At 65.2% G+C, this 11171-nt stretch carries 9 protein-coding genes and 1 pseudogene; 6 read left to right on the top strand and 4 right to left on the bottom strand.

Features of this window, described 5'->3' with window-relative positions; translation table 11 throughout:
- The first annotated feature begins 57 nt into the window (after window positions 1–57).
- A complete protein-coding gene (locus Q0996_RS04235; RefSeq protein WP_299616345.1) occupies window positions 58–1242 on the top strand; it encodes a YbfB/YjiJ family MFS transporter in 1185 nt (394 codons plus the stop codon).
- Window positions 1243–1360: 118 nt separating this feature from the next.
- Here the strand turns inward: Q0996_RS04235 and Q0996_RS04240 are convergent, their stop codons facing one another.
- Complete coding sequence (locus tag Q0996_RS04240) at window positions 1361–2224, bottom strand: GyrI-like domain-containing protein (RefSeq protein ID WP_299616348.1); 864 nt, start codon at window positions 2222–2224, stop codon at window positions 1361–1363.
- 308 nt (window positions 2225–2532) lie between these two features.
- Between Q0996_RS04240 and nrtS the strand changes: the two genes are divergently transcribed.
- A complete protein-coding gene (gene nrtS, locus Q0996_RS04245; RefSeq protein WP_299616351.1) occupies window positions 2533–2760 on the top strand; it encodes a nitrate/nitrite transporter NrtS in 228 nt (75 codons plus the stop codon).
- Between the two features lie 27 nt (window positions 2761–2787).
- On the opposite strand, the gene Q0996_RS04250 is transcribed toward nrtS, so the two are convergent.
- The 3 genes from Q0996_RS04250 to Q0996_RS04260 form a co-directional block, all read right to left on the bottom strand.
- Window positions 2788–3237, bottom strand: coding sequence for a VOC family protein (locus Q0996_RS04250; RefSeq protein ID WP_299616354.1), 450 nt, complete (start codon window positions 3235–3237; stop codon window positions 2788–2790).
- A gap of 190 nt (window positions 3238–3427) precedes the next feature.
- The gene (locus Q0996_RS04255) at window positions 3428–3886 is read right to left on the bottom strand and encodes a hypothetical protein (RefSeq protein ID WP_299616356.1); all 459 of its coding nucleotides are present in this window, start codon (window positions 3884–3886) and stop codon (window positions 3428–3430) included.
- 218 nt (window positions 3887–4104) lie between these two features.
- On the bottom strand, window positions 4105–5250 hold the full coding sequence (locus Q0996_RS04260) for a DUF262 domain-containing protein (RefSeq protein WP_299616358.1): 1146 nt from the start codon (window positions 5248–5250) through the stop codon (window positions 4105–4107).
- 319 nt (window positions 5251–5569) lie between these two features.
- On the opposite strand from Q0996_RS04260, the gene scpA reads away from it, so the two are divergent.
- The 4 genes and pseudogenes from scpA to Q0996_RS04280 form a co-directional block, all read left to right on the top strand.
- The gene (gene scpA, locus Q0996_RS04265) at window positions 5570–7723 is read left to right on the top strand and encodes a methylmalonyl-CoA mutase (protein WP_299616360.1); all 2154 of its coding nucleotides are present in this window, start codon (window positions 5570–5572) and stop codon (window positions 7721–7723) included.
- A gap of 383 nt (window positions 7724–8106) precedes the next feature.
- Window positions 8107–9954 carry an ABC transporter ATP-binding protein/permease gene (locus tag Q0996_RS04270; RefSeq protein WP_299616362.1) on the top strand — a complete coding sequence of 616 codons (1848 nt, stop codon included), beginning with the start codon at window positions 8107–8109 and terminating at the stop codon, window positions 9952–9954.
- Between the two features lie 201 nt (window positions 9955–10155).
- The gene (locus Q0996_RS04275) at window positions 10156–10590 is read left to right on the top strand and encodes a VOC family protein (protein WP_299616364.1); all 435 of its coding nucleotides are present in this window, start codon (window positions 10156–10158) and stop codon (window positions 10588–10590) included.
- 39 nt (window positions 10591–10629) lie between these two features.
- Window positions 10630–11171 (top strand): annotated as a pseudogene (locus tag Q0996_RS04280) (methylmalonyl Co-A mutase-associated GTPase MeaB); the annotation flags it as partial.

Raw genomic sequence — 11171 nt, forward strand, 5'->3', positions numbered from 1 at the left:
ACGCTGCCGGTTGGGATTCGCGGTCCTGGGCAGACGGCGCCGTGCTAGCCTTTCGCGGTGATCGGCGATTCGAAAACTGTTGAGACGGCGGGCGGCGGGGCTGCCGCCATCGCGTTGGGCGGCTGCATCGCCCTGGCCGCGGCCATGGGGATCGGGCGTTTCGTCTATACGCCGATCCTGCCCTTCATGGTGGAGAGCCTGGGGCTCAGCCAGGCGCAGGCGGGCATCGTCGCCTCGGCCAACTTCCTCGGCTACCTGCTGGGCGCGCTCGCCGCCGCCAAGGCCAGCCTGCCGGGCGGGCGGCGGCGCTGGTTTCTGGCGGCGCTCGCCACATCGGGGGTGACCACCGCGGCCATGGCGGGCGAGGCCGCGCTGCCACTGTTCCTCCTGCTGCGATTCCTGGGCGGTGTCGCCAGCGCCTTCGTGCTGGTCTTCTCCTCTGCCTTGGTGCTGGACCGCCTGGCGGCCGCCGGCCGACCCGGTCTCTCCGCGCTCCATTTTGCCGGGGTGGGCAGCGGGATCGCCGTCTCCGCGGTGCTGGTGGCCTGGCTCGCCGCCCTCGGTACCGATTGGCGCGGGCTCTGGCTGGCCTCCGGCGGGCTCTCATTGCTGGCGCTGCTGGCGGTCCTCTGGCTGGTGCCGCCGGAACCCGAAACCGCCGCCGCCAAGCCGCCGGCCGCCGAGGGCGACGGCCGCAACCGCCGCCGCCTCGCCGCCCTCATCGTCGCCTACGGCCTCTTCGGCTTCGGCTATGTGATCACCGCCACCTTCATCTCCACCCTGGTGCGCCTGACGCCGGAGATTTCCTGGCTGGAGCCCTACATCTGGCTGGCGGTGGGGCTGGCCGCCGTGCCCTCGGTCGCTTTCTGGACCTGGGTGGCGGGGCGCCTCGGCAAGGCGCGGGGCTTTGCCCTGGCCTGTCTCACCGAAGGCATCGGCGTCGCCCTCTCGGTGCTCGGCAGCGGGGCGGTTTCCGTGCTGCTGGCCGCGGCGCTCTTGGGCGGCACCTTCATGGGCATCACCGCCCTCGGTCTGGTCTACGCCCGGGCACTCACCACCGGCGATCCGCGGCGCTCCATCGCGCTGATGACCGCTGCCTTCGGCCTGGGTCAGATGATCGGGCCCAGCTTCGCCGGCTACGCCTACGGATTCGGCCAGTCCTTCCTCTTGCCAAGCCTGGTGGCCGCCTCGGCGCTGTTGGTCGCCTTCGCCCTCACCATGGACTGGCGGGCCAGGGCCTAAGCACTTTCGACTGATGTCGAATCGGTTCCGGCCCACTCCCCTTCCCGGCCACCCATAGGATACTGGTGCTGGGTGGCCGGCCGGGGGGGCGGGCCGGTGCCGCAGAACCCAAACGACTTTAACCCTTCAGGGGAATGTGGATGTCGGTGATGTTGTCCGCGGGGGTCACTTCGCGCGGATTGGTCAGGTATTCCTCGTAGCAGGGGGCGTCGCCCGGCTCGTGGCCGCTCTGCGGCAGCCAGGTGCCGTAGAACCACTGATAGGCGCCCATCAGCTCGGCATAGGCGCCCTTGAAGCGCAGCACCGCGTGGCGGCCGCCTGGTACGTCGATCAGGTGCACCGGGTCTTCGGTGGCCGTGCCCGGGGAGACGGAGATGCCGACGTCGGAGCGCAGCTCGGCCTCCGGCACTTCCGAGGGGTCGTCGTGGTAGACCCCGATGACCCGGGTGTCCGGGCCCATCGCCCCGGCGCCCATGGCCCAGCCGAAGACCCGGTTGAAGGGCTGTTCCACCTCCATGTAGGGGCCGACGTGGCGGATCGCCGCCAGGGTGAGGGGTTCGGTCTTTTCGATGCGGACGTCGTACATGGCGGGGTCTCCTTCGTCTTTCGGGGTGAGGGTGAGCGGCGGGGCAAGGCGCCCGGCGGCGCGGTAGGCGGCCGGGCTGCGCCCGAAGGCGCGGGAGAAGGCGCGGCTGAAAGCGGCGGCGGAGCCGTAGCCGGCTTGGCGGGCGACCGCCTCCACCGGATCGTCGTCCTTGATTAGCGCGCCGGCGGCATGGTGCAGGCGCAGGCGCGTCACCATCTGGGCGACGGTCTCGCCGGTGAAGGCGTGCCAGCAGCGGTGGAAGTGATAGGGCGAGAGGCAGGCGACCGCGGCCAGGCTGTCCAGGTCCAGATCCTCGTCCAGGTGCGCGGTGACGTGGTCGGTCACCCGCAGGAAGCGGGCCAGCCAGGCCTGGCGCGTGGTCTCTCTCTGGCTCATGGACGGGGTCTCCTCAGGTGCACGTTTGTTTGCCTGACCCCAGACCTACCCGAGCCCCGCTTGATCTGTCTTGCTGAATTGCGGTTGCCGAGAAGTTGCGGGCTCGTCCAACTCTGCTGGGGCCGCCCCTCTTGATTGTCACCCTCGGGCTTGTCCCGAGGGTCCATTTCTCAAACACTCGGCTCCATGACGCAAAGCCCCGGTCCTGCCGCTCCATGGATGCTCGGGACAAGCCCGAGCATGACGGTTGGTGGCGGCGGCGCTAGTCTGCGCCGCTGATTCGGGATATGGACGAAGGACGCGGCTGAATGAACCGTTGGATTGCCACCGCGCTGCGGCCGGCTGTGGTGCGCCGCTCTCTGGGGGTGGCACTGGTGGTCGGCACGCTGCTGGTCGCCATCAACCAGGGCGACCGCCTCATCGCCGGCCAGGGCCTCGACCTTGCCAAGACCCTGCTGACCTTCCTGGTGCCCTACTGCGTCGCCACCTACGGCGCGGTCTCGGCCCTCATGGGCGAAGACAAGAAGGAGAGCTAGGCCGCCGACAGTAAGTGAGTCCGGCTGCTAAGTCGTGTCCGCCCAGGGGTCGTAGCTACCGAAGTTCCAGAGGTGGCCCTCCGGGTCCTTGCAGGCATAGAGCCGCCCGCCGTGCTCCTGGTCTTCCGGCGCCATGACGATGACCGCCCCCGCCGCCTTCGCGCGGTCGTGGTGGGCGTCCACGTCGGCGACCACGACATAGGGCGCCTGGGTCACCCCGCCGGCGGCCTGCGGGTCGCGGAGCAGCCTGTCGTAGTCGCCGCCGCTGTCGGAATCCAGCATCACCATGCCGCTGCCGTTGGCGCCCGCCTCGGGGCCGAGGGTCAGTTGGGCGTGGACGACTTTGCCGCCTTCGCCCGGCACCACGAGATGGCGCTCGAAACCGAAGGCCTGGCAGAGCCAGTCCACCGCTGCCGCGGCGTCGCGGTAGCGCAGGGCCGGGATGATGCAGGCCATGGCGGGGCTGTCAGCAGGCATGAGTGGATTTCCCTTAGCTTGGAGTACGCTCGAGCGTGGGACGGGAGCCCGCACCCATCTTCCACACATGGTTCAGGATAGTCTGAAATCGGAGCAAACACTTGAATGAAGCTCAATCAAGTATGGTCAAAGATTCGGCCGCATGAGTTCAAGAGAGAACACAGTTACAGCAAGAACGTGCCTTGAGAGTTCACCAAGCAGTTGGGTTCAAGTAGTCTTCGATACCTCTCGCAATCACAAATGCAACAACAGCCCAATTTGCAACGTCATTGGCGCTTGGTATCGTGCCGCTCGATAGCGCGTGTGCAACGGAGTGACGCGTATCTATTAGACTGGTGAGAGTTCTCCCCAGAGCCGCCTTGTCGAGCGGCTTCCCATCAAGGTTGTCAAAGAGGGTCTTCCCATCAGAGCGAAAAGTCCTCAAGAGAGCATTCAATCTCTCCGGCGCTGCTGCTCCTTCCATGAACATACCGAATTCGGGAAAGTGCTCCCAGGAAGATGGGTCCTGGTAGGCTGTCTTTGCTTCTTCAACGGTCCGCTTGAGGCGTTGGGCTTTTCTCTCCGAAAAATCATTTGGGTTTGCCAAGTCACCTGCAACAGATCGCAGTCTTCTAGCAATCTGCATAGTCAAGAAATCCTTGGCGCCCATCGGTAACTCCTCCCAGGTCTTTGAGTTGATATGGGCACAACGATTATCCAAAGCTGAGTTGACATACCGCTCCAATGCGGCCGTGAGTAATACAGTGGCGGACTTGCTACATGCAGCCGCGAGGTCTGCGCTGTCGCAGTCCATCGAGTAACGAATGAGCAGAATTGCTTCCCTTAGACGGACAGTGAAGTCCAAGTATGCGGCACTCCGCATCTTGTTTATGCTTCGGGTCGGTCAGGGATCAAATGAGGCGCACTTATTTGCGCACCCAATTCAGTTAATGATGTGGCCCAAACATTTAACCGATAATCGAACCTCTTCTTGTCCGCAGTTGCTCGGCTGACGCTGTCTGCAAATGTATCGTCGTTAATGCAAAGTGCCTGGAAACAATCTCTGATCCGATCTCTGTTTTCTGTCAGCCACTCGAGAGGCACCAACTCGCTCATGATCATCTGAATGTCAAAGATCGCTCTATTGAGGTTACGGTCATATTCTGGGTTTCCGCTAACGAGTCTAACCCGCCGGAACGGATGATCTGCAAATACAGCGTTGACTCCCTCAACTGCTCTAAAGAACCGAGTTTGGAGCTGGTCCTTTTCGACATCATCAATGTGGCGATGATCCCTCATGTAGTCTGTGAGGATCTTTTTGAGAGGTGGGGAATAGTTGGGTAATGCATCGTGAATCGCGAAAAACCTGAGAATGAGTTCGCAATCTACCATTCTTGGATGCCGATCATCGCGACCGTAAATCTGGAGCCAAGTTTGGTTCCTTGATAGCTCGTGAAGGAGGTCGTTGAGTTCGCCGCGATAAACACAATGTCGAACCTCTTGAGCATTAAGAGGCATCCCACCTTGATTTAGGCGCTCAAACACCTGAAATCTAATTTCCGAATCGCTCTTGGCCGAGATTACAAGACACCGCAGGGTTCGATTGTTAATGATCCGCTGTTGGCGTTCCGAAAGGTCATCAAACCTTTTGCCATTCAGTGGTGCGAGTACTTCTAGGCCTCTCATTGGGAAGCGGTTCTCCACAAACTCTTTGAGTGCGAGGAGCCTCTGCTGCCCGTCTACTACAACCTTCTTGTCCTCATCATCGGCGAAGAAGAGTGTGGGAATTGGAATGTTCAGCAGGATCGACTCTACAAAGCGACTCTTGCGAGTTGCATCCCAGACTTGGTTTCGCTGGAACGTCGGTCGGACGATCAGCTCACCTTCACGAATCTCCTGGACCAATGACTTGATTGGAGGGTCATACGGTGATGCGAAGAAATCACGATCTGACGGGAGTTCTTGCCACGCAATCGCATTTTCGCCTTCCTCGTCCGAAAACTCTTCCGATATGGCTTCGTTGGTTTCGATCACTCGGGTCTCCATGTCAGCGGCATTCGAAAAAAGCGCGCATCATCGAATTGGTTGCCATTTGCACCAACCACGGTCTGTGGACTGACCCCAAAGCTCGTATGTATTTGCTCCTTGGTCAACCAATGGATGCAGATAGCAATTGGCGGGACATCCGGTCTTCGCAAGCCGCGAAAGCAAATAGCCTTCTAGGCTAGCCGATTGTCTACTCCAGTCCACTCTTTCCCCCCAATCGTTCGTCCGCTTATACTGCACCTGCGAAAAGGCATGAGAAAGCCGGCGGCCGGGTTGGGTGGGCTGCCGCAGGTCGGAGGGTGGATCGATGAGCGATTGGGCCGAGAAAACGCTTGAGGACTGGCAGGCCCTGGCGGCCAAGGAGCTGCGGGGCGCCGATCCCGGGAGCCTTGCCTGGGAGACGCCGGAAGGCATCAGGGTCAAGCCGCTCTACACCGCCGCCGACCTGGAGGGGCTGGAGGGTGTGAACTCCCTGCCCGGCTTCGCGCCCTTCACCCGCGGCCCGCGGGCAACGATGTACGCCGGGCGGCCCTGGACACTCCGCCAATACGCCGGTTTCTCCACCGCCGAGGAATCCAACGCCTTCTACCGCGCCAACCTGGCCGGCGGGCAGAAGGGCCTCTCGGTGGCCTTCGACCTCGCCACCCACCGCGGTTACGATTCCGACCATCCGCGGGTCGTCGGCGACGTCGGCAAGGCGGGGGTGGCCATCGATTCCGTGGAGGACATGAAGATCCTCTTCGACGGCATCCCGCTGGACGAGATGTCGGTCTCCATGACCATGAACGGGGCGGTGCTTCCGGTGCTGGCCGGCTACGTCGTCGCCGCCGAGGAACAAGGCGTCGGGCCGGAGAAACTCTCCGGCACCATCCAGAACCACATCCTGAAAGAGTTCATGGTCCGCAACACCTACATCTATCCGCCGGCACCCTCCATGCGGATCATCGCCGACATCATCGGCTACACCTCGCGGGAGATGCCGCGCTTCAACTCCATCTCGATCTCCGGCTATCACATGCAGGAGGCGGGGGCCACCTGCGTGCAGGAGCTGGCCTTCACCCTGGCCGACGGCGTCGAGTACGTGCGCGCCGCCCTTTCCAAGGGCCTGGACGTGGACGCCTTCGCGCCACGCCTCTCCTTTTTCTTCGCCATCGGCATGAACTTTTTCATGGAGATCGCCAAGCTGCGCGCCGCGCGCTTCCTCTGGGCCGACCTGATGCAAAAGCACTTCCAGCCCAAGGACCCGCGCTCCCTGATGCTGCGCACCCACTGTCAGACCTCGGGCGTCTCGCTCACCGAGCAGTCGCCCTACAACAACGTGGTGCGCACGGCGGTGGAGGCCCTGGCGGCGGCGCTGGGCGGCACCCAGTCCCTGCACACCAATGCGCTCGACGAGGCGGTCGCCCTGCCGACGCCCTTTTCCGCGCGCATCGCCCGCAACACCCAGCTCATCCTCCAGGAGGAGACGGGCATCACCAAGGTGGCCGATCCCCTGGCCGGCAGCTACTACGTGGAGAGCCTCACGGCCTCCCTGGTGGCCGAGGCGCGCAAGCTGATCGCCGAGGTGGAAGCCCTGGGCGGCATGACCAAGGCGGTCGAGTCCGGCATGCCCAAGCTGCGCATCGAGGAGGCGGCGGCCCGCCGCCAGGCGCGCATCGACCGCGGCGAGGAGGTCATCGTCGGCGTCAACAAGTACGTCAGCGAGGACCCGGAGCATGTCGAGATCCTCGACATCGACAACACCGCGGTGCGCGAGCAGCAGGTGACGCGCCTGCAGGGCATCCGCGCCGGCCGCGATGCGGGGGCCTGCAGCGCGGCGCTGGACGCGCTGACGGCGGCGGCGCAGGACGGCAGCGGCAACCTGCTGGATCTCGCCGTGAAGGCCACCCGCGCCCGGGCCACGGTGGGGGAGATCTCCGATGCCCTGGAGAAGGTCTATACCCGCCACCGCGCGGTCATCCGCTCGGTCACCGGGGTCTACGGCTCGGCCTATGAGGGCGACGAGGGCTTCCAGCGCATTCAGGCCGAGGTGACCGCTTTCGAGGCGGAGGAGGGGCGGCGCCCGCGCATGCTGGTGGTGAAGCTCGGCCAGGACGGCCACGACCGCGGCGCCAAGGTGATCGCCACCGCCTTCGCCGACATCGGCTTCGACGTCGACGTCGGCCCGCTGTTCCAGACGCCCGAAGAGGGCGCCCGCCAGGCCGTCGAGAACGACGTCCACATCGTCGGCGTCTCCAGCCAGGCCGCCGGCCACAAGACCCTGGTGCCGCAGCTCATCGAGGCGCTGAAGCAGCAGGGCGCCGACGACATCATCGTGGTCTGCGGCGGCGTCATCCCGCCCCAGGACTACGACTTCCTGATGAAGTCCGGCGTCTCGGCGATCTACGGCCCGGGCTCCAACATCCCCCACGCCGCCAGCGAGATCCTTGGCATCGTCAAGCAGCGCCGCAAAGCGGCCTGAGAGGTACGCCCCCTCTGACCGGCAGAGCGAAGACATGTTCCAAGATCCCTCTCCCCTTGTGGGAGAGGGAGGGGCCCGCGAAGCGGGAGGGTGAGGGGCTTTGGTTCTGCACCCGGAAGCGAGCGCGACCTCCGCGATCGCATTCCCCCTCACCCAGCTCCGGCTAGGTTCGCCTCTCGGCTCACCAAGCCTGCGCAGCCCTCTCCCGCCAGGGGAGAGGGATTCTCTCTGTGCCACATTTTGGTTTCCCTCTCCCCGGCGTGGGAGAGGGAGGGGCCCATGCAATGGGAGGGTGAGGGGGGTCTGTGTTTTGCTTCCGGGCGGCCCGATAGAACATTGGGCAAGCGGGCCTGCGCCCTATATCCTGCGGCGCAGGAGAGACAATGCGTGGAACGACCATAGAGCCGGGGCAGAAGGCAAGCCTCGGCCAGCTCAAGGTGCTGACCAACCTGCTGCCCTATCTCTGGCCGCGGGGGCGGACGGACCTGAAGACCCGCGTGGTGGCGGCGCTGGCGCTGCTGGTCTGCGCCAAGATTGCCACGGTGACCGTGCCGCTGGTGCTGCGCGAGGCGGTCGACGCGCTGACCGTCGCCGACGGCGCCAACCTGATCCTGGTGCTGCCGCTGGGCCTGTTGCTGGCCTATGGGCTGGTGCGGGTGGCGGCGCTGGCCTTCGGCGAGCTGCGGGATTCGCTCTTCGCCCGGGTGGCGCAGAACGCGGTGCGGCGGGTGGCGCTGGCCACCTTCCGCCATATGCACGCGCTCTCCCTGCGCTTCCATCTGGAGCGTCAGACCGGCGGCCTCAGCCGCGCCATCGACCGCGGCACCAAGGGCATCGAGTTCCTGCTGTTCTTCACCGCCTTCTCGGTGATCCCGACGCTGATCGAAATCGTGCTGGCCTGCGGCATCCTCTGGGTGCTCTTCGACTGGCGTTTCGCCGTCATCCCGCTGGTCACCATCACCGTCTTCGTCATCTTCACCTTCAAGGTAACGGAGTGGCGCATCGAAATCCGCAAGCGGATGAACGATGCCGACAACGACGCCAACACCAAGGCCATCGACAGCCTGTTGAACTTCGAGACGGTGAAGTACTTCGGCAACGAGGACCACGAATCGCGGCGCTACGACGTGGCGCTGGCGGGCTATGAGGAAGCCTCCATCAGAAGCCGCACCTCCCTGTCGCTGCTGAATGTCGGCCAGTCCATCATCATCGCCATCGCCATCACCCTTTTGATGATCCTCGCGGCGCAGGGCGTGGTGGCCGGCAGCATGACCGTCGGCGACTTCGTCATGGTGAACGCCTATCTGCTGCAGCTCGCCATGCCGTTGAACTTCCTCGGCACCGTCTACCGGGAGATCAAGCAGTCGCTCATCGACCTGGAGACCATGTTCAAGCTATTGAAGTCCGACGCCGAGGTGACGGACCGGCCCGGCGCGCCGACCCTGGCGCTGAAGGGCGGGGAGGTGGTCTTCGACCGGGTGAGTTTCGGCTACGACCCGCGCCGGCCGATCCTCAAAGACGTCAGCTTCACCGTGAAGGCGGGGAACACCGTGGCCATCGTCGGGCCCTCGGGCGCCGGCAAGTCCACCGTCTCGCGCATCCTCTTCCGCTTCTACGACGTGCTGGAAGGCTCGGTCCGGATCGACGGGCAGGACCTGCGCGACGTGACCCAGGACAGCCTGCGCGCGTCCATCGGCATCGTTCCCCAGGACACCGTGCTGTTCAACGACACCGTCGGCTACAACATCGCCTACGGCCGCCCGGACGCCAGCGAGGGCGAGATGGTTGAAGCCGCCAGGCTGGCGCAGATCCACGACTTCGTCGAGGGCCTGCCGGACGGCTATGCCACCACCGTGGGCGAGCGCGGCCTGAAGCTCTCCGGCGGCGAGAAGCAGCGCGTCGCCATCGCCCGAACCATCCTGAAAGGACCCCAGATCCTGCTGTTCGACGAGGCGACCTCCGCCCTCGACACCAAGACCGAGCGGGAGATCCAGGCGAGCCTGAAAGAGGTCTCCCGCAACCGCACCACCCTGGTCATCGCCCACCGCCTCTCCACCGTGGTGGAGGCCGACGAGATCCTGGTCCTCGAACAGGGCCGCATCGTCGAGCGCGGCCAGCACGACGCGCTGCTGGCCCAACAGGGCGTCTACGCCCAGATGTGGGCCCGCCAGCAAGCGGCAAGCTCAGACAAGGAGGGCGGGGAGAAGCCCGCCGAGACCGCGGCCGAATAACAAAATCCCCCTCACCCAGCTCCGGCTAGGCTCGCCCGAGGGCTCGCCAAGCCTGCGCAACCCTCTCCCACGCTGGGGAGAGGGCAATCGAAGCGGTAGGAGTTGGGTTTCCCTCTCCCCGGCGTGGGAGAGGGAGGGGCCCATGCAATGGGAGGGTGAGGGGGCTTTGCCTCGATCCCACGACCGCGCTAGCCTCTCTCCATGACCGCAAAGACGACCCCCGCGCTCACCCACCTGGCGCTGCATGTGCGCGACCTGGAGGCCTGTATCGCCTTCTACCGCGGCTACTGCGGCATGAAGACGGTGCACGAGCGCGACGACGGCGGAGTCCGTGTGGTCTGGCTGGCGGAGCCGGGGCGGGAGAGCGACTTCATCATCGTGCTGTTGCCCGGCGGGCCGGGCCGCGACCAGGCGGAGGGGGACTTCAGCCACTTCGGATTCGCCCTGGAGAGCAAGGCGGCGGTGGACGCCATCGCGGCGCGGGCGGAGCAAGACGGCTGTCTCGCCTGGGCGCCGCGCCAGGAGCCCTACCCCGTGGGCTACTACTGCGGCCTGAAGGACCCGGACGGCAACTTCGTCGAGTTCAGCTACGGCCAACCCCTGGGCCCGGGTGCGGCGGCGCAGGACAATCTCTAGGGCTTGCCTTTGCGCGGTGGATCGGCCGATAAGCGGGACATGACGAAGGCGAAGGCGCAGGAGTCGGGAGGCCAAGAGTCGGCGCAACGGCCGGCATCGGATCTGGCCGCGCGGGTGCGGGCCGGCGACCGGCGCGCCCTGGCGCGGGCCATTACCCTGATCGAGTCCACCAGGCCAGACCACCTGGCCGAGGCCGAGGCCCTGTTGGAGGCGATCCTGCCGGCCAGCGGCCAGGCCGCCGACAGCGCCTCCGTGCGCGTCGGCATCACCGGGGTCCCCGGCGTCGGCAAGTCGTCCTTCATCGAGCGCTTCGGGCTGAATCTCATCGAGCAGGGCCACAAGGTGGCAGTGCTGGCGGTGGACCCCTCCTCCAAGGTCAGCGGCGGCTCGATCCTGGGCGACAAGACCCGCATGGAGGAGCTGTCGCGCCACCCCGGCGCCTTCATCCGCCCCTCGCCCACCGGCGGTACCCTGGGCGGCGTCGCCCGACGCACCCGCGAGGCTCTGCTGGTCTGCGAGGCTGCCGGCTTCGATGTGGTGATCGTCGAGACCGTGGGCGTCGGCCAGTCCGAGACCGCGGT

The sequence above is a fragment of the Pelagibius sp. genome, from assembly GCF_028289705.1.
GTDB lineage: Bacteria > Pseudomonadota > Alphaproteobacteria > Kiloniellales > Kiloniellaceae > Pelagibius.

Coding starts and splice junctions, on each gene's coding strand:
- nrtS (WP_299616351.1), top strand. CDS start 2,533: ATGAACCGTTGGATTGCCACCGCGCTGCGGCCGGCTGTGGTGCGCCGC.
- Q0996_RS04255 (WP_299616356.1), bottom strand. CDS start 3,886: ATGGGCGCCAAGGATTTCTTGACTATGCAGATTGCTAGAAGACTGCGA.
- scpA (WP_299616360.1), top strand. CDS start 5,570: ATGAGCGATTGGGCCGAGAAAACGCTTGAGGACTGGCAGGCCCTGGCG.
- Q0996_RS04270 (WP_299616362.1), top strand. CDS start 8,107: ATGCGTGGAACGACCATAGAGCCGGGGCAGAAGGCAAGCCTCGGCCAG.
- Q0996_RS04250 (WP_299616354.1), bottom strand. CDS start 3,237: ATGCCTGCTGACAGCCCCGCCATGGCCTGCATCATCCCGGCCCTGCGC.
- Q0996_RS04240 (WP_299616348.1), bottom strand. CDS start 2,224: ATGAGCCAGAGAGAGACCACGCGCCAGGCCTGGCTGGCCCGCTTCCTG.
- Q0996_RS04275 (WP_299616364.1), top strand. CDS start 10,156: ATGACCGCAAAGACGACCCCCGCGCTCACCCACCTGGCGCTGCATGTG.